Raw genomic sequence first — 26166 nt, forward strand, 5'->3', positions numbered from 1 at the left:
GAATACCATCTGACGTGAACAGCGCTTCGACCGGCCTGCTGCTCGCTCCGCACGATTGTGCATTTAATCGGACTAACAACTTATCCGACGGTAACAGATAACTCTAGCGTACAGATGACACGCGTAATTTAATACCTTCTGCACGCATCGTGTCACACATTGCAGGAAGGCGCCCCCGGCGATAACATCTGTAGCGTCTCTGGGATCGGGCCAGGTGAGTTGCCGCAACTCTTGCCGAATGGTTCGGTTGGTGAAGTCTTCCCGCAACGGAATGCTTGATGATCCGGCAGCTGACCGCGATGGTGGCGACGATTGTCGGGACTCTTTTCTTGGCAGTCCTGGCACCCGACCGCGCCCTTGCCGAGCGTCGCGTGGCGCTCGTGATAGGTAACTCGAGCTACCAGTCGGTACCGCAATTGGCGAACCCCGCCCGCGATGCGAATTCGATCGCAAAGATGTTTCGGGACGCCGGCTTCGAAACGGTGGACACGCTCATCAACGTCGGCAACCTCGAGTTCAAGCGTGCGATCCGCAAATTCGAAGCCACCGCCGACCAGGCGGATATTGTGGTCGTCTACTATGCCGGTCATGGCCTCGAGATCGGCGGCCTCAACTATCTCATTCCGGTGGACGCGCGATTGGCTTCAGACCGCGACGCAGACGACGAGGCGATCCCGCTCGAACGCCTGGTCTCCTCGGCCGATGGAGCCAAGCGGCTGCGCCTGGTCATCCTCGATGCCTGTCGCGACAACCCCTTCGTCAGTACGATGCGGAGGGAGCGACGGAGCACGACGACCCGTGCGGTCGGCGGCGGCCTTGGCAAGGTCGAGCCGACGCTGACGGATACGCTCATCGCGTATGCGGCCAAGGCCGGCTCCACGGCCGATGATGGCGACGGCGAGCACAGTCCCTTCACGCTCTCGATCCTCAAGAATCTGACGGTGCCTGGTCTCGACGTGCGGCTGGCCTTCGGGCGCGTCAGGGACGAAGTCCTGAGGTCGACCGGCAATCGGCAGGAGCCATATGTTTATGGCGCGCTCGGCGGCGGTACGATCTCGCTGGTCCCGGCGCCGGCGATACCACAGGAAGCCCCGGTCAGTGACGTCAAGGCGGACTACGAACTGGTCCAGAAGATCAGCACCAAGCGAGCCTGGGAGGTATTTTTGGCGACCCACCCGACGGGATTCTATGCTGACCTGGCGCGCGCGCAGCTGGATGCAATGAACAGCCAGCCGCAGGCCAATATCCAAGTCGCGGCCATACCACCGGCATCGCCAGAGACCCGCGACGCACCGCCGACGAAGGACCGGATCGAGTGGGACAAGATCAAGGATAGCGTCGACATCCCCGTGCTGCAGCGCTTCATCAAGCGCTTTCCGGACGCACCGCTCGCTATCACTGCGCAGCAGCGCATTGACGTCCTGAAACGAGCGATCGAGGAGCGCGAGGAGGCGGCGCGCGCCGCGCGCGAGGCCGCGCGGCAGGCGGTAGAGGACGCCAAGCGCAAAGCGGAGGCCGAACAGGCGCAATTGGCCGCTCAGAAAAAGCGCGAGGAAGACGAGCGCCGGGCGCGCATAGCGGAGGCGGCCGAGCAGGCAAAGGCAGCAGCGGCGGCTGCAGCAGCCGAGAAAAAGCGGATCGATGATGAGCGGCGCGCAGCGGCGGCCGAAGCTGATCGGCTGGCCAAGGCCGCCGAGGCCGAGCGCAAGGCCCAGCTGGCCAGGCAGCAGGCCGAGCAAGCCGAACGCGATCGTGCCGCGGCCGCCGCAGCTGCCGCAAAGGCAGCCGCCGACAAGCAAGCGAAGGAAGCCGAGGAGGCGCGCAGGGTGGCCGACCTCGCGGCCGCCAAGGAAGCAGCCTGCAAGGACCAGCAGGCCCAGCTCGATGTGATCATCGCCAAGGGGAGCGCGGGGTCCGGCATCGACGACCTCAAGTCGTTCTCCAAAGCCGTCACCTGTGAACGGCTGGGACCGCTGATCATCGCTGCGGTTGATCGGTTCAACGCGGAAGCCGCAAAGCGGGCCGCGGCGCAGCCGAATTCGCCCCAGCTTGTGACGGCCGCCCAGATCGAATTGATCAGGCTCGGCTGCTTGACTGCGAAGCCGGATGGCAAGCTGACAGATTCGACCAAAGCCGCGCTCAACCGTTATCTTGCGCTTGGCGGGCAGCCGTTCGAAGCGGACAAGGTCAGTGTGACGCAGGATCTGGTCGGCGAACTCGGCAAACACGCGACACGGGTCTGTCCCATCCAGTGCAAGAGCGACGAGACGTTGAAGGGCGACGTCTGTGTCGCGACCGAGAAGCCGGTTTCGGCAGCTCCGACCTCGCGCAAGGAGGACGATGAGGACAAGCCGCGACGCAAGCAGGCCAATCGCGAAGCCGGGCGAGAGCCCGCTCGCCGCGCCAGATCCGACATCGATACTCCCCGCGCCCGGCAGCAGGCGGTCGCGCGTCCGAGCATCGTGAGTGGCGGCGGCGCTCACAGCACGATCATCGGCGTCGGATTCTGATGGTTTTCCGGTCCGGCAACTCGGGTCACCGAATCAGTATCGAGGGAAGGATCAGAACATGGCCCGCATCCGTTCAGTCGCGCTTGCTGCGGTCACGGCGGCTGAAGCGATCTTCCTGACCACAGGTCGGGCGGATGCTTCCCAGTTCATCGACAGATTCTTCTCGGCATCCTCATTACAGCAGCACCACGGCCTCCAGGTCGAGCGACGCGCGATCAGGCGAAACCATGCGACGGCTCGGATCGCGGCCGTGGCTGAGCACCCGAAATGCGACAACCTTGAACGCAGCGTGCCATTCCTGCAGCTGATCGGCATCGGGTTCTGAAGCGGGCCACAAGGTCCCCATCTCCTGACTGCGCAGCCCGGAGTTTCAGCGGTTTGCAATTTTGGCAGATGGCCGTCGATCCCGACGCAACCCGTCATGCGCGGCGTGGGCGCGCCGCCTTGGCGTCGACCAAGCGCGGTAGCCCTATGAAAAGCTCGGCGCCTCGGGATTGCGGAAGATGTGGATCGGATCGCCGGGCGTGAACTCGCGCTGCGTGAACATGGCGTAGGCGTAGAGCGCGAGGTAAAGCATCGCGACCGTGCCGACCACGTAGAGAGCCCAGGTTCCGATCCGTTTCATGAATTCCGCCGCTGACGCCGACGGCGGCTTTTACGGCGTCCGTCGCCCGGACGCCAGCGCGTCCGGTCAGGTCGTCAGCCGGGGATCGGGCACGCTCAGCGCCGCCAGCCGGCCGAGATCGTCGTCGCGATCGACGGTGACATAGCTGCCATGCCAATACGCCAGGGCAGCCGACTGCGGCGCCACCGCGACATGGACCACCTTGCCGATGACGATGGCATGGGAATGCCGCTCGATGATCTCCTCGACCTCGCAGTCGAGCGTCGCCAGCGCACCGACCAGCAGCGGCACGCCGGTGACCTGTTTGCGCCATTCGGCGCCGGCAAAACGTTCCGCGCCGCGCAGGCCGCCTTTACCGGCGAACCGCTCGGCCACGCCGATCTGGTCGGCGGCCAGCAGATTGGCGCCGAACACGCGCTCCCGCTGCAGGATCGGCCAGGACGAGGCATTGCGATTGAGGCTGACGATGATCGAGGGCGGATCCACCGCGAGCGAGGACAGCGAGCTCACGGTCATGCCGGTGATCTCGTCGCCCCGTCCGACGGTAATGACGCTGACGCCACCGACCAGCTGGCGCATCGCAGAGCGGAAATCCGGCGGCAGCGCCGTGGCATCAGGCATGTGGCGGACGATGGAGTTCATTGCGTTGATCTTTCCTAACCCGCCGGGCCCGGTCCAAGCAACTGGCCCAGGATCGAGCCTTCGAGCGCCGCCAGCTCGGCAGAGCCGCGCTGTCGCGGGCGCGGCAGATCGACCGTAATGTCCTCGGCGATCCGGCCCTCCTCGATCACCAGGACCCGATCAGCAAGGGCGACGGCTTCCGCCACGTCATGGGTGACCAGGATTGCGGTGAAGGTTTGGTCGGCCCAGACCCGCTCCAGCAGCCGCTGCATCGCGATGCGGGTCAGCGCGTCGAGCGCGCCGAGCGGCTCGTCGAAGGCGAGCAGGCGCGGCCCGCTGACCAGGGCGCGAGCGAGCGCCACGCGCTGCTTCTGACCGCCGGACAACACGGCAGGCCATTGGTCGCGCTTCTCGGCGAGGCCGACCTCCTCCAGCGCCTGGCGTGCGCGCTCATGCGCGGCGGCCGATTTGCGATCGCGGCCGAGGCCGACCTCGACATTGGACAAGACGCGCGCCCACGGCAGCAGCCGCGGCTCCTGGAACATGACGCGGACGTCCTCGGGCCGCGCCTCCGTCTCGCCGAAGCTGATCGTGCCGGAGGTGGGCTTGTCCAGGCCTGCGATCAGCCGCAGCAGCGTGCTCTTGCCGCAGCCGCTCTGGCCGACGATGGCGACGAACTGGCCGGCCGGGATCTCCAGGTCGATGCCGCGCAGCACCTCGTTGTCGCCGAACGCCTTGCGGAGATCGCGGATCACCAGCGGCAGGCCGCGCGTCTTGGATGTCGCCGGGCTCACGCTGGGCTTCCTCTGAGGGCGGAAGGCCTCAGCATGCCCGACCACGTCGGAGCCGTCGATCGCCTCGGCGCTGGACACGGGAAGTCGGAGCACTTGCTGCATTTACGTAACCTCAATGCTTGCTGAACGCCGGATGCCAGGACAGCGTCAGCCGCTCCAACAGCCGCGAGGCGCTGTCGGCGACCTTGCCCAGCAGGGCGTAGATCAGGATGGAGAGCACGACGACGTCGATCTGCATGAACTCGCGCGCCTGCATCGCCATGTAGCCGAGGCCGGATGACGCCGCGATCGTCTCGGCAACAATCAAGGTGAGCCACATGATGCCGAGCGCGAAGCGCAGGCCGACGAAGATCGACGGCAGCGCGCCGGGGAAGATCACGCGGCGGAACAGCTCGCCGTCCGTCATGCCGTAGACGCGGCCCATTTCAATGAGTTGCGGATCGACGGTGCGAATCCCGTGCAGCGTGTTGAGATAAACCGGGAAGAACACGCCGAGTGCGACGAGAAACAGCTTTGCGCTCTCGTCGATGCCGAACCACAGGATGACCAGCGGGATCAGCGCCAGATGCGGCACGTTGCGGATCATCTGCAGCGTGGTGTCGGTGAGCTTGGACGACAGCTGCGACAGGCCATTGGCGAGACCGAAGGCGAAGCCGATGCCGCCGCCGATCACGAAGCCGATCGAGGCGCGCCAGAAGCTGACCCAGATGTTGCGGCCGAGCTCGCCCGACCACAGCAGCTTCCAGCCGGCGCGCGCGACGTCGCTCGGCGCCGGCAGCACGCGCGGCGACACGAGACCGGCGACGGAGGCTGCCTGCCAGATCAGGATGATCGCAAGCGGCACGAGCCAGGGCAGAAATCCATCCGCCTTGGGCACCGCCAGCTTGCGGACCTTGGGAAGGCTTTCGATCAAGCTCATGACTGCGAGGCCCGCTGCAGGGGACGATGCTCATTGGCGATGGTCTCGCCAAACGGACCCGTATTGGCGCGGAGCTTGGTGACGTTGCCGCCCTGCTCCGCGACATTCAGGCCGAGCTTCGGGAACACCAGCTCGGCGAAGCGATAGGCCTCCTCGAGATGCGGATAGCCGGAGAGGATGAACGTATCGATGCCGATGTCCTGATATTCGCGAATGCGCGCCGCGACCGTATCGGGATCGCCGACCAGCGCCGTGCCCGCGCCGCCACGCACCAAGCCGACGCCGGCCCACAGGTTCGGGCTGATCTCGAGCTTGTCGCGGCGGCCGCCGTGCAGCTGCGACATGCGCTGCTGCCCGACCGAATCCATCCGCGCGAAGATCTTCTGCGCCGAGGCGATGGTCTCGTCGGTGACGTGCTTGATGAGGTCGTCGGCCGCGGCCCACGCCTCCTCATTGGTTTCGCGCACGATGACATGGAGCCGGATGCCGAACGACAGCTTGCGGCCGCGCTTGTCGGCGACCGCCTTCACCTTGGCGACCTTGGCGGCGACATCGGCCGGCGGCTCGCCCCAGGTGAGATATTTCTCGACCGTGTCGACGGCGACGTCGATGCCGGCATCGGAGGAGCCGCCGAAGAACAGCGGCGGGCGCGGCGACTGCACCGGCGGGAACAGCAGCCGGCCGTCCTCGACCGTGATGTGCTTGCCGGCGAAATTGACGGCCTCGCCTTCGAGCAGCTTGTTGTAGACGGTGAGGAACTCGCGGGTGACCTCGTAGCGCTCCTCATGCGACAGGAAGATGCCGTCGCCCTTGTTCTCCACGGGATCGCCGCCGGTGACGACATTGACCAGCAGCCGGCCGTTGCTGACACGGTCAAGCGTCGCCGTCATGCGCGCGGCCACGCTCGGCGATTGCAGGCCCGGACGCACCGCCACCAGATAGCGGAGCTTTTCGGTGAACGGCGCCACGGCAGACGCCACGATCCAGGAGTCCTCGCAGCTCCGCCCCGTGGGCAGCAGCACGCCGTAATAGCCGAGTTGATCGGCAGCCTGCGCGATCTGGCGGAGATAGTTGAAGTTGACCTCGCGGCCGCCTTCGGAGGTGCCGAGATAGCGGCCATCCCCATGGGTCGGCAGGAACCACAGCACATTGGGCTTCGAAGCGTTACTCATGTCGTTCACTTTCGAATTGAGGTCGCGACCGGGATCAGGTGGACGGCGTCCACTTCCACACGATGTCGGCGACATTGACTTGTTTCGGAATGAGCCCGACGCGGGCGAAACGATCGGCGACCGCCTGCTGGCTCTTGATGATTTCGTCGTCGATCGGCACGACGCTGTAGACCGAGCGGTCGACGAAGCGCTTGACGGCTTCGATATCGACGCCGGTCGCTTCGGCCTGCGCCTTGGCGACCTCCTCATGGTGATCGTTGGCCCACACGCCCTCGGCGGCGAAGGCCGCGTTCAGCCTCGCGACGATGGCCGGGTACTTTTCCACGAAGTCGCTGCCGACAATGTAGAACGAGTTCGGCTTGTGCACGTCCTTGTCGAACACGATCGCGCGCGCGTTCTCCTTGATCTCGGCGAGCGCGAGATACGGATCCCAGATCGACCAGGCGTCGACCGAGCCCTTGACGAAGGCCGCGGTTGCATCGGCGGGCGCGAGCGGCGCCGGCGTGATGTCGCTCCAGGCGATGCCGGCTTTCTCGAGCGCCGCGACCAGAAGATTATGCGCGCTTGAGCCCTTGCCGAACGCGATACGCTTGCCCTTGAGATCGGCCAGCGTCTTGATCGGCGAGTCCTTCGGCACGATGATCGCCTGCGTGCTGCCGTTCTGCTTGACGGCGGCGGCGTAGCGGATCTTGGCATTGGCGGCCTGCGCGAAGATCGGCGGGGCGTCGCCGACATAGCCGAAATCGACGCTGCCGACGTTGATCGCCTCGAGCAGCGGCGGCCCGAACTGGAAGTCGACCCAGACGACGCTGATGCCATCGGCCTTGAACGCGTTCTCGATGGTCCCGCGGGCTCTGACCGCCGGGAAGAAGCCACCCTTCTGGGTGCCGATGCGGATCTCCTTCGGCTTGCCCTCGGCATGCAGCGGCGCCGCGCAGCTGATCACCGCGGCCGATGCCAGAGACAGTTTCAGAAAATCACGACGCTTCATTGCCCTCTCCAATCAAGACTGTGCATCCACGTTGATGCAATGCGAGAGGCAATGATGGTGGCGAGCCAAACGGCTGTCGAGGACTCCGGAAAAATAGCGATGTCGATGCTGTGAGGACGCACGAACAGGGGATGTTTGTTTCAATCCGACGGCGGAACGCAGCGAGAATTTCTCCAAAGCACCGCGACGCAATCACGCATCTTCACGCCCCATCAACCATGCTCGCAGCGCGATGGCGGACGAATCCGGCGCGGCCGACCGGCAAGCAGGCGCGCAATCGCCGCCTTGATCCACGTCAACGCCAGTTCCGCTGGGTTCGCTAGCGTAGCAACAGGCGCGGCCCGGATGCCGCACACCCTCCCCCCGCTCACATAGCAGAGAATTCTCTCATGTCGCTCGTCGCCAGCGATGCGAACGCGCGCGCGCGTCGCAGACGCATGGAAATTTTTGCCTTCCTGTTTCTCACCGCCGTGATCATGCCCACGCTCGCCGTCGCGACCGTCGGCTCCTATGGCCTCGCGGTGTGGGTCTACCAGATGATGGCCGGTCCTCCCGGCCCGCCCGCCGCGCACTGACCGGAAGGACAACGTCCATGCTCTCCCACCGCACTCCGCTCGACCGCCGCGCGCTGATCACCGGCCGCGTGCTGACCGCCGAGCCTGTGGTCACGCCGCCCGCCGGTGAGATCGCCAGCATCATCGTGCAGACCCGCCCCGATCAGCTCGACCGCGTCGCAAATGACATCGCGGCGCTCGACGGCTGCGAGATCCACGCCCGCGATGCGCGCGGCAAGCTGATCGTCGTCGTCGATGCGCCCGATGCCGGCGCGCTCGGCGCCACCATGAACCGCATCGGGCTGCTGCCGCACGTGCACTCCGCCTGCCTCGTCTTCCACGCCATCGACGCCGGCTAATCAACCGAGATCATCATGACCGAACCGAAGATCGATCGCCGCCAGTTGCTGAAGCTGGAAGCCGCCGCCATTGCCGCGGCCGCCGCCGGCATGCCCACAGTCGCGCGTGCCGCGAACCTCGTCACCGAGCGCGAAGCGACCGAGTTGAAATGGGACAAGGCCGCCTGCCGCTTCTGCGGCACCGGCTGCAGCGTGATGGTTGCCACCAAGGACAACCGCGTCGTCGCCACCCACGGCGACATCAAGGCCGAGGTCAATCGCGGCCTCAACTGCGTCAAGGGCTACTTCCTGTCGAAGATCATGTACGGCCATGACCGCCTGACGCATCCGATGCTGCGCAAGACAGGCGGCCAATACGACAAGAACGGCGAGTTCACACCCGTGTCATGGGACGAAGCTTTCGACGTCATGGCGCTGAAGTTCAAGGACGCGTTGAAGAAGCGCGGCCCCTCCGGCGTCGGCATGTTCGGCTCGGGCCAGTGGACGATCTGGGAAGGCTATGCCGCATCAAAACTGTTCAAGGCCGGCTTCCGCACCAACAACATCGACCCCAATGCGCGGCACTGCATGGCGTCGGCCGTCGCCGGCATGATGCGCACCTTCGGCATCGACGAGCCGGCCGGCTGCTACGACGACATCGAGGCCACCGATGCCTTCGTGCTGTGGGGCTCCAACATGGCGGAGATGCATCCGATCCTGTGGACCCGCGTGACCGACCGACGGCTCTCGGCGCCGCATGTCAAGGTCGCCGTGCTCTCGACCTTCGAGCACCGCTCGTTCGACCTCGCCGATGTCGGCATGGTGTTCAAGCCGCAGACCGACCTCTACATCCTCAACGCCATCGCCAACCACATCATCTCCACAGGCCGCGTCAACAAGGACTTCGTGTCGGCGCACACCGTGTTCAAGAAGGGACAGACCGACATCGGCTACGGCCTGCGGCCCGAGCATCCGCTGCAGAAGAAGGCGACCGGCGCGGCCAAGGCCAACGACGCCACCGACATCTCATTCGACGAGTATGCGAAGTTCGTGTCCGACTACACGCTGGAGAAGGCCGCCGACATGTCCGGCGTGCCGTTGAACCGGCTGCAGGCGCTGGCCGAGCTCTATGCCGATCCGAAGACCAAGGTGGTCTCGTTCTGGACCATGGGCTTCAACCAGCACACCCGCGGCGTCTGGTGCAACAACCTCGTCTACAACATCCACCTGCTGACGGGGAAGATCGCCGAGGCCGGCAACAGTCCGTTCTCGCTGACCGGCCAGCCCTCGGCCTGCGGCACCGCGCGCGAGGTCGGCACCTTCTCGCACCGGCTGCCCGCCGACATGGTCGTCACCAACAAGGAGCATCGCACCAAGGCCGAGCACATCTGGCAGCTGCCGGAGGGCACGATCCCCGACAAGCCCGGCTATCACGCCGTGCTGCAGAGCCGGATGCTGAAGGACGGCCTGCTCAACGCCTATTGGGTGCAGGTCAACAACAACCTCCAGGCCGGCCCCAACGCCAACGAAGAGACCTATCCAGGCTTCCGCAACCCCGACAATTTCATCGTCGTCTCCGACGCCTATCCATCGGTCACCGCGCTCGCCGCCGATCTCATCCTGCCGACCGCGATGTGGGTGGAGAAGGAAGGTGCCTATGGCAATGCCGAGCGCCGCACCCAGTTCTGGCATCAGCTGGTGTCCGCGCCGGGCGAGGCCCGCTCCGACCTGTGGCAGCTGATGGAGTTTTCCAAGCGCTTCAAGATCGAGGACGTCTGGCCCGAGGAGCTGATCGCGAAGAAGCCCGACGTGCGCGGCAAGACGCTGTTCGACGTGCTCTACAAGAACGGCCAAGTCGACAAATTCCCGCTCGACCAGATCGAGCCGGGCTACGCCAACGACGAATCCAAGGCGTTCGGCTTCTACGTCCACAAGGGCCTGTTCGAGGAATACGCTTCGTTCGGCCGCGGCCACGGCCACGACCTCGCGCCGTTCGAGGCCTATCACAAAGAGCGCGGCCTGCGCTGGCCCGTGGTCGACGGCAAGGAGACGCGCTGGCGTTTCCGCGAAGGCTCCGACCCCTACGTGAAGGCCGGCACCGGCGTGCAGTTTTACGGTTTCCCGGACGGCAAGGCCCGCATCTTCGCCCTGCCATACGAGCCGCCGGCGGAATCGCCCGACAAGGATTATCCGTTCTGGCTGTCGACCGGCCGCGTCGTCGAGCACTGGCATTCCGGCACGATGACGCGCCGCGTGCCCGAGCTCTACAAGGCCTTCCCCGAAGCCGTCTGCTTCATGCATCCCGACGATGCGCAGGAGGCAAACTTGCGGCGCGGCGATGAAGTGAAAGTCGCCTCGCGGCGCGGCTTCATCCGCGCCCGCGTCGAAACGCGCGGCCGTGACAAGCCGCCACGCGGGCTCGTATTCGTGCCGTGGTTCGACGAATCCAAGCTGATCAACAAGGTGACGCTCGACGCCACCGATCCGATCTCGCTGCAGACCGACTACAAGAAATGCGCCGTGCGCATCGAGCGGGTGTGACCGACATGATCAAGAAACTTGCGATGATGCTGCTCGCGGCCAGCCTGGCGGCCGGCTCGAGCGCCCTGCTCGCCCAGAGCGTCTCGTCGTCGCTGCGCGGCCCGACACCGCTCAATGACGAAGGCCCGGCACCGCCGATGCAGCCGACCAAGAACACCGCAGAGAGAGAGGTGCGCAACTATCCGGAGCAGCCGCCGGTGATCCCGCACTCCATCGACGGCTATCAGGTTGACATGCAGGGCAACAAATGCCTGTCCTGCCATGCGCGTGCGCGCACTGCGGAATCGAAGGCACCGATGCTGTCGATCACCCACTTCATGGACCGTGACGGCCAGTTCCTGGCCTCGGTGTCGCCGCGGCGCTACTTCTGCACGCAGTGCCATGTGTCGCAAAGTGTCGCCACCCCGCCGGTCAGCAACGATTTCGTCGACATCGACACGGTGCTGTCGCACGACAAGCCGGGTGCCAAGCGATGAGCAGCGCCGACATCCCGCGGGGGACGGGAGCGCCGGTCCCCGAGAAACGCCTCGGCCTCGTCAGACGCACCTGGCAATTCGTGCTCGATCTGATCGACGTGCTGCTCAAGCCGAGCTCGATCTTCGGGCTCGGCGTGCTGGTGCTCGCCGGCTTCGTCGCCGGTGTGATCTTCTGGGGCGGCTTCAACACCGCGCTGGAGATCACCAACACCGAGAAATTCTGCACCGGCTGTCACGAGATGAAGGACAACGTGTTCGCCGAGTTGAAGACCACCGTGCACTTCTCCAATCGCTCCGGCGTCCGCGCCTCCTGCCCGGACTGCCACGTGCCGCACAATTGGACCGACAAGATCGCGCGCAAGATGCAGGCGTCGAAGGAGGTCTGGGGCCACCTGTTCGGCTCGATCGACACCCGCGAGAAGTTCACTGGTCGACGGCTGGAGCTGGCACTGCACGAATGGGCACGCTTCAAGGCGAACGACTCGCTGGAATGCCGCAACTGCCACAGCGCGCAGTCGATGGACATCACCAAGCAGTCGCCCCGCGCCGTCGAAGCCCACCAGCGCTTCCTCTTCACCGGCGAGAAGACCTGCATCGACTGCCACAAGGGCATCGCGCACCACCTTCCGGACATGCGCGGCGTCCCGGGCTGGCAGTAGGTTCTTCTGAGTTGGCGAACTTTCGCCACACGCGAGGTCAACTCCCCTCCCCCTTGCGGGGAGGGGTTGGGGGTGGGGGTCCACACGGGCAGTCTTTGCTGGGACCCCCACCCCCGACCCCTCCCCGCAAGGGGGAGGGGGGCGGACCGCGCATGAGGCGCTGTCTCGGCTCTTTCGTCAGAATCGCCTCTGCACCCATTCCAGCTTGATCTCGCCGAAACAGCCCTTAGGTTCACGGAATGTCCCGAGTCGCCCCGCGGCTCCTTTTCCGTGAGCCATGACCACCTTCTCCCCGCATCAGGATTCCGCCCTCAAGGCCGTCGGTGACTGGCTGAAAGAAAAGCCCGGCCGGAACGGCACGCCGCAGGTGTTCCGGCTGTTCGGCTATGCCGGCACCGGCAAGACCACGCTCGCCCGCCACATCGCCGAGGGCGTCGACGGCGAGGTCAAGTTCGCCGCGTTCACCGGCAAGGCGGCGCTGGTGATGCGTAGCAAGGGCTGCGACAACGCCTCCACCATCCACTCGCTGATCTATCGCGCCCAGGAGAGCGGCGAGGAGCAGCCGAATTTCGAATTGTGGGACGATGCGCCGGCCTCCAAGGCCAAGCTGATCATCATCGACGAATGCTCGATGGTCGACGCCGATCTCGGCCGTGACCTGCTCTCCTTCGATTGCCCGCTGCTGGTGCTCGGCGATCCCGCGCAGCTGCCGCCGGTCAAGGGCGGCGGCTTCTTCACCGACAGCGAGCCCGACGTGATGTTGACCGAGGTGCATCGCCAGGCGCAGGACGATCCGATCGTGCGGATGTCGATGGACGTGCGCGAGGGCAACACGCTGGACATCGGCCGCTACGGCGAGAGCGAGGTGGTCGAGCGCCGCGAGCTCGATCCGTCGCGTGTGATGGAGGCCGACCAGGTGCTGGTCGGCCGCAACGCCACCCGCCGCGCCTACAACAACCGCTTCCGCCAGCGCCTCGACATCGAGGAGCCGCTGCCGGTCGCCGGCGACAAGCTGGTCTGCCTGCGCAACAACCGCAAGAAGGGCCTGTTCAATGGCGGCCTGTGGCGGGTGAAGTCGCGCGCGACCTCGAAGTCGAAGATCGTGACGATGCGGGTGGCACCCGAAGAGGATTTCGGCCGCAAGGTCACCAAGGTCTCGGTGCGCGGCGAATGCTTCGCCGGCGGCATCGAGGACATCCCCTGGGAGCAGCGCAAGCCGTATGACGAGTTCGACTACGGCTATGTGCTGACCGTGCACAAGTCGCAGGGCTCGCAATGGGACGACGTCGTGCTGTTCGACGAAAGCTTTGCCTTCCAGGAAGCCCGCGCCCGCTGGCTCTACACCGGCATCACGCGCGCTGCGAAGCGGTTGTCCATCGTCGTTTAACCTTGGCGGTATCGCCCTGCCCGCCCTGTTCCCGCAAAGCCTGCGACCCGTTGATCCAGGTCAAGCTGCCGCACTGCGCTTGGCGGATAAAAAACGATTCACATGTCTGTACATTACCAGCAGGCGGGGCGGAATCGCATGGCAAATACCAAGAAGACCAAGAGCAAGGCGGCCAATGGCGGGCACGCGAGCGCCACGGCGCGAGTCGTACGAAAGCAATCCGCCGCGAAGCTCGATCCGATCGCGCAGTCGCTTATCGACGAATCGATGCAGGCGGCGCAGATCACCGAGTTGTCGGCCTTCGAGACCGTGCTGAACGGACCGCCGCGGCTCGACGCGAATAGCGCTCCGGTCAAGGCCATGCTCGACGGCGCCGCACCAGACGACGCCAAGCTGATGAAGGCGTTGATCGACGGCCGCGAGATCAAGCGCGAGAAGCGCCATACCTCGGACGAGCTTGCCGACAATTGGCGCCAGGGCGGCTACCCCTACAAGCACCGCATGTACCGCAAGGACTATGAGGAGCAGAAATTCATCTTGCAGACCGAGCTGCTCAAGCTGCAGAACTGGATGAAGGACGCGCGCCAGCGCCTGGTGCTGCTGTTCGAGGGCCGTGACGCCGCCGGCAAGGGCGGCACCATCAAGCGCTTCATGGAGCATCTCAACCCGCGCGGCGCCCGCGTCGTGGCGCTGGACAAGCCGAGCGATGTCGAGCGCGGCCAATGGTACTTCCAGCGCTACGTCGAGCATCTGCCGACCGCCGGCGAGATCGTGCTGTTCGACCGCTCCTGGTACAACCGCGCCGGCGTCGAGCGCGTGATGGGCTTCTGCTCGCAAGCCGAGTATGACGAGTTCCTGCGCCAGGTGCCGGAGTTCGAGCGCAACCTCGTGCGCAGCGGCATCCATCTCATCAAGTTCTGGTTCTCGGTCAGCCGCGACGAGCAGCGCCGCCGCTTCAAGGAGCGCGAGGCGCATCCCTTGAAGCAGTGGAAGCTGTCGCCGATCGACACCGCATCGCTCGACAAATGGGACGACTACACCCGCGCCAAGGAAGCGATGTTCTTCTCCACCGACACCGCCGACTGTCCGTGGACCGTGATCAAGTCCGACGACAAGAAGCGCGCCCGGCTGAACGCGATGCGCTGCGTGCTGCACTCCCTGCCCTATGCCGGCAAGGACGTCTCCCGCATCGGCCATGTCGACGACCTGATCGTCGGCCGCGCCAGCGTCATCCACGAACGCGAGGAGCATGCGAGCTGACGCTGATTTCGTAGGGTGGGCAAAGGCGCGAACCCGTCCAATCCACCCGGACAATCGCAATGGCGCCGTGCCCACCATCTCGACGCGAGCACACCGCCCGGCGGTGGGCACGCAGCCGCCTGCGGCGGCCGCTTTGCCCACCCTACGAGGCTGTGAATCTTTCGATGCCTGTTCTCGCTGACTATGATTCTCTAAGCGGAGCGGTTTGCTGGAGGTCATGATGGCTAAGGACGAGCTTTTCGATGGATTGCCGGAGCAGTCGGGTCCCAAAGCGCGGGAGCTTCCGAAGGGTGCGCCTCGTCTGCGGGTTCCGGAGCGCAACCAGGTCGAGCTGCGCGCGGTCGATATCGACAGCCTGATCGGGCAGGATCATCCGGCGCGGATGATCTGGACCTATGTCGAGACGCTCGACCTGAGCGAGTTGGAAGACCGAGTGAAGGCGCGGGAGAACAGGCCTGGTCATCCGGCACCGTCGCCACGCCTTTTGCTGGCGCTCTGGCTCTATGCCACCAGCGACGGCGTCGGCAGTGCTCGGGCGCTGGATCGCCTGTGCGAGAGCCATGATGCCTATCGCTGGCTGTGTGGCGGGGTATCGCTGAACTATCACACGCTGTCGGACTTCCGCGTCGGCTGTGCCGATGTGCTCGACCGCCTGATGAGCGAACATCTGGCGGCGTTGAGCGAGGCCGGGCTGGTCGATCTCGATACGCTGGCACAGGACGGGGTGCGGATCCGCGCCAATGCGGGGGCCAGCTCGTTCCGGCGCGAAGCGAGGCTGCAGCAGAAGCTGGCGGAAGCAACGGAGGTGGTGGAAGAGCTCAAGCGGGAAGTCGATGCAGATCCAGAAGCCAGCAACCGGCGCATCCGCGCGGCGCGTGAGCGCGCCGCACGCGAGCATAAACAGAAGGTCGAAGCGGCGCAGGCGGCGCTGGAGGAGATCAAGCGCAAGCGCCAGAAGCTCGAGGAAAAAGGCGGCAACGGCAAGAAGCCGAAGGAGCCTCGGGCCTCCACCACCGATCCGCAGGCGCGGCGGATGAAGATGGCCGATGCCGGCTTCCGTCCCGCCTACAACGTGCAGGTCGTCAGTGCTGCTGCCGCGATGATCGTGGTCGCAATCGACATCGACAACAACGGATCAGACGGCGGCCTGATGCGACCGATGCTGGAGCGGCTGCGCGACAAGCTGCAACGCCTGCCCAGGCGCTACCTCGTCGATGGCGGATACTGCCGTGGCGACGACATCGAATGGGCGCATGGCCAGAACATCGAGATCTACTGTCCGCCGCGCTCGCAAAAAAGCGGTGTTGATCCTTATCGGCCCCGAGATACCGATGGCCCTGGTGTGGCGGCCTGGCGAGCGCGCATGGCGAGCGAAGCCGGCAAGGCTCAGTATCAGCTCCGCTCGCTGTGCGAATGCATCCACGCCCGCTGGCGCAACTGGGACCTCCGGCAAGTGACGGTACGCGGCATCGACAAGGTTCGCGCCGTCGTGAGCTGGTACGCGTTCACCAACAACCTTCTGCAAGGATTGCACCTCATCGCCTGTCAAAAAGCAGCATCATAGCCGCCGATAGCGGCATCCGAGGGATCCTCCGGGACAATCCGCCGCACAGAGCCGCACACAACGGCTATCCCCGCGGCGACAGCCCCCTCGTCGCAAACTCAGCCCTGAACTCAAATTGGCTCACAAGCTCTACGATTCGGCTTGAACGGCGTCGCCCGATCCCAGCCACGGCGTCATTGCGAGCGCAGCGAAGCAATCCAGAGTGGTGGGCGGGACTCTGGATTGCTTCGCTGCGCTCGGGAGGGCGAAGACGGGTTCGATATCAATGAACTGATTAGTTCCTGTCGGCTACGAGCGTGCATGACCGATCCTGTCGCGCTGCGCATGACCATGCCCTCTCCCCTTGCGGGAGAGGGCATGGAGGACAGCGCGGCATAGGCGGTTGGGTGAGGGGTATGCCTCCGCGAGCCGAGCTTGTGGGAACATACCCCTCACCCAACCCCATGCGTGGATAGGTCGTGCATGCCCTCTCCCGCACGGGGAGAGGGCGCAGTCATGAGCAGCGAGTGACGCAGATACAGCGGTCGTCTACAAACCATTTCAGGTCGTTCAGCGCCGCACGCTGCAATTCCCTTTTGCCCGTCGGGTTACTTTGTCGCATCCCGACGGGCGTTGCATCGTCGGGCAAATCACTGGCACCTTTCCGCGCATCCCGGCCCGCCAGGAGGGGCGCTTCGCGATCGTCACGAACGTGGGGCCGGGGATGCGGTGGACGCGGCGTGGTGCAGCGGGCGAAGGCCCGCGGACGAACGGCATGGCGCGGACGGCGAAAGCGTGTGGTCCTGGCCTCCCGACGCCGAGGCCAAGCGGGCGGTGATGATCCGCCCGTGACGGGGGCAAGACAGCCGGTCCCCGGGGAGAGCACGTATAAGCGTTAACACCATCGCGCAGGGAAGGCCGGGATGGTCCGGCTGAACCTGTGGTTCTGCCGCGTGCTTATTTGCTGCACGCGGACCACGGGTGCCGGTCGGCACCCGGCCTTCCCTGCGCCCTCCGATGTCTGGAGGGACGAGGATCAAGCATCACTCGGGCTGACAGGTCGCGAGAATGAGTAGTCACGTCTGAACAGCAATCATGTCTGGCACGGTCGCGCCGCAACTAACAGCGTCGTCCCGGCGAACGCCGGGACCCATAACCACCAGCGTTGCTGTGGCGCGCGAACGTCAGCCATCTCGATTCCACCACTCCCGCCGCGGAGTATGGGTCCCGGGTCAAGCCCGGGACGACAGTGGAGGATGGCGCAGGTATCACCCGTCTCAATTGCGCCGGATGCAATATGCAGCAACCGCACATCGCTCACTTCGCCGCCACGAAGAAGAAATCCTCGCGGCCCGGCGGCGAGCCGTAGGTGAAGGGCTGCTGCTGATGCTGTGTGGCCGCCCAGACGTCGTCGCGGACGATGTCGAACAGTTTGCGGATCTCGACCCTGGGCTCCTTGATGTCCTTGGCCAGCGCGGTCGCGAACGGGCTGTTGGTGCCGTTGCCGTCGAGCGCGGTGGCGCCGTGCTTGGCGGCGTAGACCACCATCATGCCGGCGCCCGGCTCGATGTTGGAGAAGCCCTTGTCGACGAGCTTCAGCGCCAGCGTCTGCTTCATCGTCGGCGCGAACGGATTGTCCCGGCAGGCATCGAGAATGACGAGACGCAGCTTGCGCGCGGCGCCGACCGCGGCCAGCACCTGCTCCAGCGCGACCGCCTCCGTCTCCGCGTCCTTGTCGGCCGCAAGCCTTGCATCGACCGGAACCAGATAGTTGACGCCGCCGATCTCGAAGCCGTGGCCGGCGTAGTAGACCACCGCCCAGTCGGCCTTCTCGGCCTCGGCCTCGAAGCTGCGCAGCGCCTCGAAGAACTTGTCGCGCGACAGGTCGTTGGCGAGCGTGACCGACTGGAAGCCGAGGCCGCGCAAGGTGTCGGCGATCAGCTTGGCGTCGCGCGGCGGGTTCGGCAGCGCGGGCACGGATTTGTAGTCGCCATTGCCGACCACCAGGGCAACCCGACGCACCGTTGCGGCGGCGCCCGGGCCCTGCGGGCTCAGCGCCGCGAGCCGGTCCTGTGCCAGCTTGCGCGCGTTCACCACGTCGATCTCGTCGAACGGCGTCAGCGCGAACGCCGCCGAACGGTAGTCGGCGCGCGCCTGGGCGAGATCACGCCGGCGCTCGAACAGCTGGCCGCGATCGGCATGGGCGCGGACATTGTTGGGGTTGAGCGCCAGCACGGTGTTCAGGTCCTTCAGCGCGGCGCCAAGATCGCCCTTGGCGATGAAGGCCTCGGCGCGGCTGTTCAGCGCGTATTGCGATTTGGACAGGCTGGCGAGCACGGCGTTGCAGTTGGCGATGGCGTCGTCGAACTTGCCCATCGCGTTGAACGCGTCGCAGCGATAGGTCGCCGCCTGGGTCGATTCGGGATCGATCTTGTCGGCCTCGGCGAAGTCGGCCAACGCGCCCTCGAAATCCTTCATCATCGCCCGCACCCGGCCGCGGTTGGCCCTGGCGACATACATCGTGGGCGATATCCGGACCGCGGCGTTGAAATCATCGAGCGCGCTCTGCAGCGCGCCGCGTCGCAAGAAGATCACGCCGCGGTTGTTGTAGGGAGCGGCATAGTTCGACCGCTTCTGCAACGCCACCGCATAATCGGCGATGGCGAGGTCATCCTGGCCCTTGCGCCAATAGGCGACGCCGCGCCGGTCGTAGAGACCGGCATTGTCCGGATCGGCGGCGATCGCACCGGTCAGGGCGCTGATCGCCTTGTCGTAGTCGCGCCTGCTGATCGCGGCGTTGCCGCGCACTTCGAGTGCGGCGGCAAGGTCCTTGCCGGTCAGGTTGCCGCTGGCGAGCAGCCGCTCGCAGGCATCCAGCCGCGGCGGGGCGGGGCTATTGCCGTCCGCCGATCGGTTGCGGCAGTTGACGAGGTCGTCGGACAGGAGCGGGCCGGCGGCAACCGGCGCGGCGAAAACAAGCAGGAGCAGCAGCGAGGCAAGGCGGGACATCGGGGCGGCGGATCTCGATCGGAGCTGTGGACGTCGATTGGTCGAACGAATAGCGCTCCGGTTCGAGCAGGGCCAGCGGGCCGGGCACTGGTGCCCGCCGCGGGGAGCGACCGGCGTTCACGCAGTCGTGTGGCCGGCCCCGTAACGCCGCCGGGGATGCAACGTATCTTGCGACACAGGATCGGCCGGGCCAGTCTTTCGGCCGGCAAAACGAGACAGACAACCAGACCGAGGATCGAACATGCGCCTCACCCGCTCCCATTTCATCAAGACAGCCGTGCTCGGCGCCCTCGCGGTGGCCGGGATCCTGGCCTGGCAGCCGCTGCATGCCGCCGAAGAGGCGGTCGTGATCCCGCCGCCGGCGCAGGACCAGCCGGCCAGTGACGGTCTCGAAACCGCGGTTGTCGCCGGCGGCTGCTTCTGGGGCGTCCAGGGCGTCTACCAGCACACCGCCGGCGTGATCAGCGCGGTGTCAGGCTATGCCGGCGGCACCAAGGCGACGGCCGACTATCGCACAGTGTCGACCGGCAGCACGGGACATGCCGAGTCGGTGCAGATCAAGTTCGACCCGAAGAAGGTTTCCTACGGCAAGATCCTGCAGATCTTCTTCTCCGTGGTGCATGACCCGACGCAGCTGAACCGCCAGGGCCCCGACACCGGCACGCAATATCGCTCCGCGATCTTCACGACGTCCGAGACGCAGAAGAAGGTCGCCGAGGCCTATATCGCCCAGCTCGACAAGGCCAAGGTGTTCGGCAAGCCGATCGTCACCAAGGTCGGCAAGCTCGAGGCGTTCTACCCGGCTGAGGACTATCACCAGGACTACCTGACGCTGCACCCGAACCAGCCCTATATTGCCTACAACGACCTGCCGAAGATCGACAATCTGAAGAAGATCTTCGCCGAGAACTACATCGACAAGCCGACGCTGGTCAGGGACGCCAAGGCGACGAATTGAGCGCCGCCTCCTGCCCGATCAGCACAACGACAGGGGTGGATCACTTTGGGTCCGCCGGAGGAACGAAGAGATGAGCGACACGAAAACCAGCGACAAGGTCGTCAAGAGCGAGGCCGAGTGGCGCAAGGACCTGACGCCGATGCAGTACGCCGTGCTGCGCGAAAAGGCGACCGAGCGCCCGTTTTCGGGCGAATATGAGCACGAGCACCGCGCGGGCACCTATGTCTGCGCCGGCTGCGGCCAGACGCTGTTCGAGTCCGATGCCAAGTTCGATTCCGGCTGCGGCTGGCCGAGCTTCACCCAGCCGGCGGCCGAGAGCCACATCGACGAGGAGACCGACTATACCCATGGCATGGTTCGCACCGAGGTGCTGTGCTCGAAATGCTCGGGCCATCTCGGCCACGTCTTCCCGGACGGGCCCGGACCGACCGGTCTGCGCTACTGCATCAACTCGGCGGCACTGAAACTGAAGCCGCGCTGAGCCACTTCCGCTCGCCCTCCGGTACCGTTCCGTTGATGGTATCGGAGGGCCTGCATGGCCCTGAAGGAGGGGCGCGACGGGTCAAAATCAGCCACAGCACGCCAGATTTTCGCTGAGCGCATGCGGCTCCCCTGCATTCACAAGTTGCAGAGCAATTAAGTTATTGAAAATATGGGATATTTGAAACGAGCTCTGGGCAACCCGGATTTACGATGTGACCGGGCGGGATTCGCATTTCTGTCAAATCGGCCTATATTAGGGTCCGTAACTGACATGCAGGGCTGGGCCGCCTGGAGCGGCAAGATGACCGCCCTCCACACCCGCAATCGCTGGCGTCATTGCCAAGCTTGATCGTTCGAAAGCTCGCGTCAGCGCTCTTAGCCGACAAGAAGAGGTCTCAGACCATGCGTCCAATGCGTCCGTTCAACTTCAACACCTCTGCCGAACTGTTTCCCGCCGCCATTCGCAAGAAGAAGCGGGCGGGCTTCGCCTATCGGCGGTTCGGCACCGCGGCCGAAGCCGTGCGCTTCGCCATGGAGGAGTTGCCGGCGGACTCGCTGAATGGCGCCTATCTGCAGGTCGAGGAGGCCCGGTTCGACCAGAACGGCATCCGCACCCTGTATGAGAGCGAGGCGTTCCCGCTGCCGCGCCGCGCGGTGGACAAGGCGCCCGACGCCGATGCCGCCTGACGGCAGCCACATCATCCGACGACACCCTGCCCCGCCCAGCGCGGGGCAGTTTTTTTCTGGGGGTCCCTTTATCCGCTTTCGCGCGTTCTCACCGAGGCTGGGTATCCAGCCACCGCCGCAGGATCTTGGCGTTACGCATGTTGGCGCGGAACAGCACGTCGAAGGCATCGCCGGCCACCGGCACCATGCCGACCACACCCTCGACCGCGACATTGCCGAGCATGCGGGTGATGACGTGCCAGGGCGCACCGAGCGCGCGGGCCTCGCGTACCAGCCACAGCGACAGCGCAGTCGCGATCAGGTCGCCAACCACCGGGATCAGGCCGATGATGCCGTCGAGGCCGTAGCGGATATTGGTGCCGGGCACGACGAAGGCGACGTCGAGCAGCTTCGCCACCGCCTCGAGCCGGGCGATCCGCTGCTCGCGCGTCAGATTGCCGAACGGGTTGGCGCCCTGAAAGTCGAAGCGCACGCCGCCGGGGCCGACGAAGGCGGCGTTGAACGAGGACCGGAACGGCCCTTGCGGGATTTCCCGTCCGTCCTGGTCGATGATCGGCCCGCGCGCCTCCTTGGCGTCGAAATGCGCCTGCTGGGCACGTCCGGCTGTCCGGCGGGGGGAATTGGAGCTCTGGTTTTGCATGGCCATGAGATGGCAACGCGCGAGGCAGGCCACAAGTTGCGTCGAACCGCCGCCGGGCCGTTAACGTCCCCGCGCTGCAGTGGGGGTCAGCCCGAAGCGGCGGCGGAAGCAGCGGTTGAAATAGGACAGGTCGTTGAAGCCGCAGGCAAAGGCGATATCGCTGACGCGGCGCTCGCCGTCGGCGAGCAGGTCCATTGCCCTGCGCAGCCGGAGCTCGTTGAGCCGGGCGGAGAAGCTCGCCCCGGCCTCGTAGAGCAGATCGTTGACATAGCGCTCCGACAGTCCCGCGGCCGTCGCCAGCTTCTGCGCCGAGAAATCCGGCTCGGCGAAGCGCTCGTTCAGGATCGCGAGCACGCCACTCAGGCGAACGCTGCGCAGGCCACCGCGCCGGGCCTTATGCATCACCTCGCCGCGCACGCCGAGGCCGAGCGCGACCAGATCGAGCAGATGCTGCGCAACGGCTGTGCCCGCCTCGTCGGCCGCAGTCGGACGCGCGAGCAGCAGCTCGCTGTAGTCCATCGCCAGCGACAGCGCGCCGCCCGGCTCCAACTCCCGGCCGACCAGATCGTCGACACCGGGCACCATCGAGCGCAGCGTCACCATCGGCAGATGCACGTTGACGAAGCGCTTGTGGCTCGCACCATCGGCGCTGAAGAACGGCTCGTCGAGCTTGAGCAGCACCATCGCGCCGGGGCGCAGAACGAACTCGCGGCCCCGATGAACGACCATCGCCTCGCGGTGGCCCGCGTTGCGCGCCAGACAATAGCGATCGTCATTGGTGGCGAGCACTTGGCGCCGTTCGCGCCTCACCCGCGTAAAAGTGCCGTCGCAGCGGCCGAGAAGCGTCGTGCCGATGTGGATGGCGTTCATCGCAGCGCGAAACGGCACGTCCTCGGCGGGATCGAGCTCACCGGTGTTGGAGAAATGCTCGAACAATTCCGCAAAGCACAAGAAGCGCTGCCTGTCGTCGAGCGCCTTCGGCAGCATGTCGGTAGACAGCATTTTCCTGACGATGGTCATCGAAATCTGATCCGGAAAAATGAAAAGCCAAAAGCAACGCGATCAATGTGGCAGCGGCGGGATGAACGGCCGCTGAAAGATCAAGGGCCGGCAAAGCCGGGGTCAGAGCGCCGACCAGTCCAAATCATGCAGCCCTCGATGCTGATGAGTCCAAGACGACGGCCGGAGGTTCAACTACGGATGCCGACGGACGCACGCCAGCATGCATGCGGCCTCCATCCAACCCAATCGATAGCTATCAGTGCGAGGAGAGATCGAGATGACCATGTCTTCCGCTGCCCGCAAACTCGGCCTCGGCGCCGCCCTCACGGCCGGCATCGGGATCGGCTACGCCCTCGGCGCGCAGCCGCACATGACCGAGAGCATCACGCTGCTGCAATCCGCGCGGGCCGAGCTGGTGCAGGCCACCCCGAACAAAGGCGGCCACCGCGAGCGCGCGATCGGGCTGATCGACCAGGCGATCGCCGAGGTTCGCGCCGGCATCGCCTTTGCGGCTGGCGGCTAGCCGTTCACGATCAGACCAAGGAGATCAGCGATGCGAACAATCCTTTCCAGCTCGCTCCTGTCGGCAAGCCTGATCCTGGGCGCCCTCACCGCCAGCGCATCGGCGATGCCGCTGGCGGTGATCGACACCGGATCGTCCGCTCACATCATTCAGGTCGCTGGCGGATGCGGCCGCGGCTTCCATCGGGGCCCCTTTGGGGGCTGCCGGCGCAACTGGGCAAACCCCGCGGCTCACGCCTGTCCGCGGGGCTATCACATCGGGCCCGGCGGCGGCTGCCGTGGCAATGGGAAATAGACCGATCGGCTTGCCCGATTGCGTTACGCGGCCGGCGGCTCAGCGACCGCCGCCGGCAGCGGCTCCTCGACGAACCGGTGAACCAGCCAGGACGACACCGTCGCCGGGATGAAGCCGACCAGCCCATACAGGATCCACTGCAGGACGCCATATTCGGAGCCGTGCGAGGCATAGTTGAAGCCGGCGAGCAGGAAAGCGATGCCACCCACGATCAGCATCCGCAGCACCGGCCCGATCCGCCGGACGTGGAACAGGATATCGTCGATGGCGCACATCATCAGCGCCGGCAGGAAGCCGAACAGATAGGAGTATTGCAGCGAGGTGACGAACACCTTGAACAGCTTGGCGACCTCGCCCGCGTCGGTGTTGGCCCAGTAGCCGGACAGGTAGGTGGTCACCAGAAGCAGCGCGAAGCCGCCCAGCGCGGGGCCGATTGCGACGAAGATCAGATAACGCTTCATGCCCAACCTCCTGCCCCGCTCATCCGCCGACCGCGCGAGGCACCTGCCGTCCGGTCAGTCACCCCACACCGCGAAGGCGTCGTTGAACGCCCGCTCGCCGGGCGCTCCCTTCTCGATCGCGATGATCGCGCGGCGCTGATTGCTGTAGACCAGCGGAACGTCGAACCAGGAGCGCTCCTTGAGAAGCTGCACGTTGCGCGTCCGGTCGGCGTCGACGTTGGACAGGCCGACCAGGAAGAAGCCGTCGGTGACCTTCACGGCGAGACCCGCCAGCGGCGTGCCGCGCGCCTGCTCGTTGGACTTCATCAGGATGCCCGGCACGTTGCCGACGCCGCCGCCGTCGAAATTCTGCGGCAGGATGAAGGTCAGCTCGGCCGTGTGGCTCGCCGGCAGGGAGGTATCGGTGTTGCGGCGGAACGACATCGTCATCTTGAACTTGCGATCCGGGATTTCGATGTCGGCGCGCACGGCGATGTCGGCCTTCTGTGTGCCCGTGGCCTTGATCTGCTCGGTGCGCCAGACCACCGAGCCGAGATATTGCTTGCCCTTCGGGTCGGCCGGATCCTCGTCGTAGAGCACGACTTTCTGCGCCACCGGCGCGATCTGGTCCGACGATGGCGACTGGCCGACACGGTCCGTGATCTTGGGCTTGCTAAGCGGCGCGGCAGTGTCCTTCGGCGCCTCGACTGTCGAGTTCGATTTGAACAGTCCGCTGACGGCGCCGACCAGCGGACGGCCCCAGAGGATGCCCGCGCCGACCAGGATCAGCACGATGCCGGCGGCGATGGCCGCCTTGAACGGGAAAGTCGAACCGCTGCGCTCGGACTTCTTCTTGGCCTCGCGCTCGCCGCCCGCCCGCGAACGGGCCGATGCGGTGGCCGGCACCGCGTAGCGCTCCGCCTCCTGAACCGATTCGTCGTAGGAATAGGCCGGCTCGGCAGGCAGCGGCGGACGGTCGTCATCGTCCTCGAGGCGATCGAGATCCGTCGCCGGAACGTTGGCGTAGGTCTTGCGCGCGGCGCGGTTGGCCTGCGCCGTGGCCTTGCCGAGATCATCGACGTCAGCGGTGATATCGCGGAAACCGCGCATCGAGGGCGTCGCGGCGGCCGAACCATTGGCATCGGGCGCGCGGCGCGGGGCAGCCGGACGCTCGCGCACCGGCGGCACGTCGGAGATACCGGCGGGGGTTGGCTGGGGCCGCAATGGCGTCGTGGGAGCGGCAGCGGGGGGCGGCGCCTCGGGGCGGACAGGACGCACCGGCTTGGAATCCGCCGGCTCGGGGCCGAGAGGCGGACGATCGTTCCGTGCAGCCGGTGCCGGTGCTGGCCGGGGTCGCGGAACTGGGGCTGTGGCCGGCTCGGGCGTCGCGCCGGGCTCAGCTGCGGGAGCCGCCGGAGCCTCCGGGTTGCGCGCGCCGGCCCGCCGGAGCGCATCGCCGGGACGGGCTGCACCGCTGGAGGCCCGCTGCGCCTCGCGGGCGCGCTGAGCCGCTTCCGCCTCGACCTTGCGTACCGCCTCCTCGAGCGACAGCCGCTCGCGGGTGATCTCGGATTCGCTGAGCGGCGGCTGGACGCTGCGCAGCTGCGCGATCAGCGCCGCCCGAGCCCGCTCGTAAAGCGCGCGCCGGCTTTCGCCGGGAGCGTTGGGGTCCAATCCGGCAATGGCGCGGGCTATCAGCGGGTAGTAGTCGGCCATATCAACTCAATTCGCGGGCTGCGC

General features: G+C 65.8%; 27 protein-coding genes. 15 read left to right on the plus strand and 12 right to left on the minus strand.

What is annotated here, in order from left to right; genetic code table 11:
- The first annotated feature begins 278 nt into the window (after window positions 1-278).
- Both BRADO_RS27485 and BRADO_RS27490 read left to right on the plus strand, forming a co-directional pair.
- Complete coding sequence (locus BRADO_RS27485) at window positions 279-2510, plus strand: caspase family protein (protein ID WP_041757013.1); 2232 nt, start codon at window positions 279-281, stop codon at window positions 2508-2510.
- Window positions 2511-2568: 58 nt separating this feature from the next.
- Window positions 2569-2835, plus strand: coding sequence for a hypothetical protein (locus BRADO_RS27490; protein WP_041757015.1), 267 nt, complete (start codon window positions 2569-2571; stop codon window positions 2833-2835).
- A gap of 144 nt (window positions 2836-2979) precedes the next feature.
- On the opposite strand, the gene BRADO_RS35525 is transcribed toward BRADO_RS27490, so the two are convergent.
- From BRADO_RS35525 to BRADO_RS27520, 6 genes are all read right to left on the minus strand, one after another.
- The gene (locus BRADO_RS35525; RefSeq protein ID WP_012029468.1) at window positions 2980-3135 is read right to left on the minus strand and encodes a hypothetical protein; all 156 of its coding nucleotides are present in this window, start codon (window positions 3133-3135) and stop codon (window positions 2980-2982) included.
- 66 nt (window positions 3136-3201) lie between these two features.
- Window positions 3202-3777 carry a flavin reductase family protein gene (locus tag BRADO_RS27500; protein ID WP_012029469.1) on the minus strand — a complete coding sequence of 192 codons (576 nt, stop codon included), beginning with the start codon at window positions 3775-3777 and terminating at the stop codon, window positions 3202-3204.
- 14 nt (window positions 3778-3791) lie between these two features.
- Window positions 3792-4652, minus strand: coding sequence for an ATP-binding cassette domain-containing protein (locus BRADO_RS27505; RefSeq protein WP_012029470.1), 861 nt, complete (start codon window positions 4650-4652; stop codon window positions 3792-3794).
- Window positions 4653-4662: 10 nt separating this feature from the next.
- Complete coding sequence (ssuC, locus tag BRADO_RS27510) at window positions 4663-5469, minus strand: aliphatic sulfonate ABC transporter permease SsuC (protein WP_012029471.1); 807 nt, start codon at window positions 5467-5469, stop codon at window positions 4663-4665.
- Entirely contained in the window at window positions 5466-6641 is a 1176-nt protein-coding gene (gene ssuD / locus BRADO_RS27515) for an FMNH2-dependent alkanesulfonate monooxygenase (protein WP_041757017.1), read from the minus strand. The genes ssuC and ssuD overlap by 4 nt, the downstream gene beginning before the upstream one ends.
- Window positions 6642-6675: 34 nt before the next feature.
- Window positions 6676-7632 carry an aliphatic sulfonate ABC transporter substrate-binding protein gene (locus BRADO_RS27520; protein WP_041757019.1) on the minus strand — a complete coding sequence of 319 codons (957 nt, stop codon included), beginning with the start codon at window positions 7630-7632 and terminating at the stop codon, window positions 6676-6678.
- 389 nt (window positions 7633-8021) lie between these two features.
- Here BRADO_RS27520 and napE point away from each other — a divergent pair, with 389 nt between their 5' ends.
- The 8 genes from napE (at window position 8022) to BRADO_RS27560 (ending at window position 16411) form a co-directional block, all read left to right on the plus strand.
- Entirely contained in the window at window positions 8022-8207 is a 186-nt protein-coding gene (napE, locus tag BRADO_RS27525) for a periplasmic nitrate reductase, NapE protein (protein WP_012029474.1), read from the plus strand.
- A gap of 17 nt (window positions 8208-8224) precedes the next feature.
- Window positions 8225-8545 carry a chaperone NapD gene (locus BRADO_RS27530; RefSeq protein WP_012029475.1) on the plus strand — a complete coding sequence of 107 codons (321 nt, stop codon included), beginning with the start codon at window positions 8225-8227 and terminating at the stop codon, window positions 8543-8545.
- A gap of 15 nt (window positions 8546-8560) precedes the next feature.
- On the plus strand, window positions 8561-11065 hold the full coding sequence (napA, locus tag BRADO_RS27535) for a nitrate reductase catalytic subunit NapA (protein ID WP_012029476.1): 2505 nt from the start codon (window positions 8561-8563) through the stop codon (window positions 11063-11065).
- 5 nt (window positions 11066-11070) lie between these two features.
- Window positions 11071-11541 (plus strand): nitrate reductase cytochrome c-type subunit, encoded by a 471-nt coding sequence (locus BRADO_RS27540; protein WP_041757763.1) that lies wholly within the window; start codon window positions 11071-11073, stop codon window positions 11539-11541.
- A complete protein-coding gene (locus BRADO_RS27545) occupies window positions 11538-12200 on the plus strand; it encodes a NapC/NirT family cytochrome c (RefSeq protein ID WP_012029478.1) in 663 nt (220 codons plus the stop codon). Before BRADO_RS27540 ends, BRADO_RS27545 begins: the two co-directional genes overlap by 4 nt.
- 277 nt (window positions 12201-12477) lie before the next feature.
- Complete coding sequence (locus BRADO_RS27550; RefSeq protein ID WP_012029479.1) at window positions 12478-13587, plus strand: ATP-dependent RecD-like DNA helicase; 1110 nt, start codon at window positions 12478-12480, stop codon at window positions 13585-13587.
- A 102-nt stretch (window positions 13588-13689) separates the two neighbouring features.
- Entirely contained in the window at window positions 13690-14847 is a 1158-nt protein-coding gene (ppk2, locus tag BRADO_RS27555) for a polyphosphate kinase 2 (RefSeq protein ID WP_012029480.1), read from the plus strand.
- A 217-nt stretch (window positions 14848-15064) separates the two neighbouring features.
- Window positions 15065-16411, plus strand: a complete 1347-nt coding sequence (locus tag BRADO_RS27560; RefSeq protein ID WP_012029481.1) for an IS1182-like element ISBrsp2 family transposase — start codon at window positions 15065-15067, stop codon at window positions 16409-16411.
- A gap of 1296 nt (window positions 16412-17707) precedes the next feature.
- Here the strand turns inward: BRADO_RS27560 and BRADO_RS27565 are convergent.
- On the minus strand, window positions 17708-19399 hold the full coding sequence (locus tag BRADO_RS27565; protein WP_012029483.1) for a caspase family protein: 1692 nt from the start codon (window positions 19397-19399) through the stop codon (window positions 17708-17710).
- A gap of 241 nt (window positions 19400-19640) precedes the next feature.
- Here BRADO_RS27565 and msrA point away from each other — a divergent pair, with 241 nt between their 5' ends.
- From msrA to BRADO_RS27580, 3 genes are all read left to right on the plus strand, one after another.
- A complete protein-coding gene (gene msrA / locus BRADO_RS27570) occupies window positions 19641-20357 on the plus strand; it encodes a peptide-methionine (S)-S-oxide reductase MsrA (protein ID WP_012029484.1) in 717 nt (238 codons plus the stop codon).
- Between the two features lie 70 nt (window positions 20358-20427).
- Window positions 20428-20838, plus strand: a complete 411-nt coding sequence (gene msrB / locus BRADO_RS27575) for a peptide-methionine (R)-S-oxide reductase MsrB (protein ID WP_012029485.1) — start codon at window positions 20428-20430, stop codon at window positions 20836-20838.
- Between the two features lie 404 nt (window positions 20839-21242).
- Window positions 21243-21527 carry a hypothetical protein gene (locus BRADO_RS27580; protein WP_170323255.1) on the plus strand — a complete coding sequence of 95 codons (285 nt, stop codon included), beginning with the start codon at window positions 21243-21245 and terminating at the stop codon, window positions 21525-21527.
- An 88-nt stretch (window positions 21528-21615) separates the two neighbouring features.
- Here the strand turns inward: BRADO_RS27580 and BRADO_RS27585 are convergent, their stop codons facing one another.
- A complete protein-coding gene (locus BRADO_RS27585) occupies window positions 21616-22167 on the minus strand; it encodes a DUF4112 domain-containing protein (protein ID WP_012029486.1) in 552 nt (183 codons plus the stop codon).
- A gap of 60 nt (window positions 22168-22227) precedes the next feature.
- The gene (locus BRADO_RS27590; protein WP_012029487.1) at window positions 22228-23187 is read right to left on the minus strand and encodes an AraC family transcriptional regulator; all 960 of its coding nucleotides are present in this window, start codon (window positions 23185-23187) and stop codon (window positions 22228-22230) included.
- Window positions 23188-23446: 259 nt separating this feature from the next.
- Here BRADO_RS27590 and BRADO_RS27595 point away from each other — a divergent pair, with 259 nt between their 5' ends.
- Window positions 23447-23692, plus strand: coding sequence for a hypothetical protein (locus BRADO_RS27595; RefSeq protein ID WP_244422900.1), 246 nt, complete (start codon window positions 23447-23449; stop codon window positions 23690-23692).
- Here BRADO_RS27595 and BRADO_RS35920 read toward each other — a convergent pair.
- Window positions 23689-23820: a hypothetical protein gene (locus BRADO_RS35920; protein ID WP_256374570.1), complete on the minus strand. Its 132-nt coding sequence runs from the start codon at window positions 23818-23820 to the stop codon at window positions 23689-23691. The genes BRADO_RS27595 and BRADO_RS35920 overlap by 4 nt on opposite strands.
- On the opposite strand from BRADO_RS35920, the gene BRADO_RS36035 reads away from it, so the two are divergent.
- Window positions 23798-23986, plus strand: a complete 189-nt coding sequence (locus BRADO_RS36035; protein ID WP_371259372.1) for a GCG_CRPN prefix-to-repeats domain-containing protein — start codon at window positions 23798-23800, stop codon at window positions 23984-23986. The two genes, BRADO_RS35920 and BRADO_RS36035, sit on opposite strands and share 23 nt — an antisense overlap.
- A gap of 23 nt (window positions 23987-24009) precedes the next feature.
- Here the strand turns inward: BRADO_RS36035 and BRADO_RS27600 are convergent, their stop codons facing one another.
- On the minus strand, window positions 24010-24447 hold the full coding sequence (locus tag BRADO_RS27600; protein WP_012029490.1) for a DUF5413 family protein: 438 nt from the start codon (window positions 24445-24447) through the stop codon (window positions 24010-24012).
- Window positions 24448-24501: 54 nt separating this feature from the next.
- Window positions 24502-26142 carry a hypothetical protein gene (locus BRADO_RS27605; RefSeq protein ID WP_012029491.1) on the minus strand — a complete coding sequence of 547 codons (1641 nt, stop codon included), beginning with the start codon at window positions 26140-26142 and terminating at the stop codon, window positions 24502-24504.
- Window positions 26143-26166: the final 24 nt, after the last annotated feature.

The sequence above is a fragment of the Bradyrhizobium sp. ORS 278 genome, assembly GCF_000026145.1.
In the GTDB taxonomy this organism is placed as follows: Bacteria; Pseudomonadota; Alphaproteobacteria; order Rhizobiales; family Xanthobacteraceae; genus Bradyrhizobium.

Excerpts from the sequence above, each read along its gene's own strand:
- BRADO_RS27490 (WP_041757015.1), top strand. The coding sequence starts at position 2,569 with ATGGCCCGCATCCGTTCAGTCGCGCTTGCTGCGGTCACGGCGGCTGAA.
- ssuC (WP_012029471.1), bottom strand. The coding sequence starts at position 5,469 with ATGAGCTTGATCGAAAGCCTTCCCAAGGTCCGCAAGCTGGCGGTGCCC.
- BRADO_RS36035 (WP_371259372.1), top strand. The coding sequence starts at position 23,798 with ATGCCGCTGGCGGTGATCGACACCGGATCGTCCGCTCACATCATTCAG.
- BRADO_RS27585 (WP_012029486.1), bottom strand. The coding sequence starts at position 22,167 with ATGCAAAACCAGAGCTCCAATTCCCCCCGCCGGACAGCCGGACGTGCC.
- msrA (WP_012029484.1), top strand. The coding sequence starts at position 19,641 with ATGCGCCTCACCCGCTCCCATTTCATCAAGACAGCCGTGCTCGGCGCC.
- BRADO_RS27505 (WP_012029470.1), bottom strand. The coding sequence starts at position 4,652 with ATGCAGCAAGTGCTCCGACTTCCCGTGTCCAGCGCCGAGGCGATCGAC.
- BRADO_RS27595 (WP_244422900.1), top strand. The coding sequence starts at position 23,447 with ATGACCATGTCTTCCGCTGCCCGCAAACTCGGCCTCGGCGCCGCCCTC.
- BRADO_RS27580 (WP_170323255.1), top strand. The coding sequence starts at position 21,243 with ATGCGTCCAATGCGTCCGTTCAACTTCAACACCTCTGCCGAACTGTTT.
- napE (WP_012029474.1), top strand. The coding sequence starts at position 8,022 with ATGTCGCTCGTCGCCAGCGATGCGAACGCGCGCGCGCGTCGCAGACGC.
- BRADO_RS27520 (WP_041757019.1), bottom strand. The coding sequence starts at position 7,632 with ATGAAGCGTCGTGATTTTCTGAAACTGTCTCTGGCATCGGCCGCGGTG.
- BRADO_RS27530 (WP_012029475.1), top strand. The coding sequence starts at position 8,225 with ATGCTCTCCCACCGCACTCCGCTCGACCGCCGCGCGCTGATCACCGGC.
- BRADO_RS27565 (WP_012029483.1), bottom strand. The coding sequence starts at position 19,399 with ATGTCCCGCCTTGCCTCGCTGCTGCTCCTGCTTGTTTTCGCCGCGCCG.
- BRADO_RS27545 (WP_012029478.1), top strand. The coding sequence starts at position 11,538 with ATGAGCAGCGCCGACATCCCGCGGGGGACGGGAGCGCCGGTCCCCGAG.
- BRADO_RS27600 (WP_012029490.1), bottom strand. The coding sequence starts at position 24,447 with ATGAAGCGTTATCTGATCTTCGTCGCAATCGGCCCCGCGCTGGGCGGC.
- ssuD (WP_041757017.1), bottom strand. The coding sequence starts at position 6,641 with ATGAGTAACGCTTCGAAGCCCAATGTGCTGTGGTTCCTGCCGACCCAT.
- BRADO_RS27540 (WP_041757763.1), top strand. The coding sequence starts at position 11,071 with ATGATCAAGAAACTTGCGATGATGCTGCTCGCGGCCAGCCTGGCGGCC.
- msrB (WP_012029485.1), top strand. The coding sequence starts at position 20,428 with ATGAGCGACACGAAAACCAGCGACAAGGTCGTCAAGAGCGAGGCCGAG.
- BRADO_RS27550 (WP_012029479.1), top strand. The coding sequence starts at position 12,478 with ATGACCACCTTCTCCCCGCATCAGGATTCCGCCCTCAAGGCCGTCGGT.
- BRADO_RS27485 (WP_041757013.1), top strand. The coding sequence starts at position 279 with ATGATCCGGCAGCTGACCGCGATGGTGGCGACGATTGTCGGGACTCTT.
- napA (WP_012029476.1), top strand. The coding sequence starts at position 8,561 with ATGACCGAACCGAAGATCGATCGCCGCCAGTTGCTGAAGCTGGAAGCC.
- BRADO_RS27605 (WP_012029491.1), bottom strand. The coding sequence starts at position 26,142 with ATGGCCGACTACTACCCGCTGATAGCCCGCGCCATTGCCGGATTGGAC.
- BRADO_RS27590 (WP_012029487.1), bottom strand. The coding sequence starts at position 23,187 with ATGACCATCGTCAGGAAAATGCTGTCTACCGACATGCTGCCGAAGGCG.
- BRADO_RS27560 (WP_012029481.1), top strand. The coding sequence starts at position 15,065 with ATGATGGCTAAGGACGAGCTTTTCGATGGATTGCCGGAGCAGTCGGGT.
- BRADO_RS35525 (WP_012029468.1), bottom strand. The coding sequence starts at position 3,135 with ATGAAACGGATCGGAACCTGGGCTCTCTACGTGGTCGGCACGGTCGCG.
- BRADO_RS27500 (WP_012029469.1), bottom strand. The coding sequence starts at position 3,777 with ATGAACTCCATCGTCCGCCACATGCCTGATGCCACGGCGCTGCCGCCG.
- ppk2 (WP_012029480.1), top strand. The coding sequence starts at position 13,690 with ATGTCTGTACATTACCAGCAGGCGGGGCGGAATCGCATGGCAAATACC.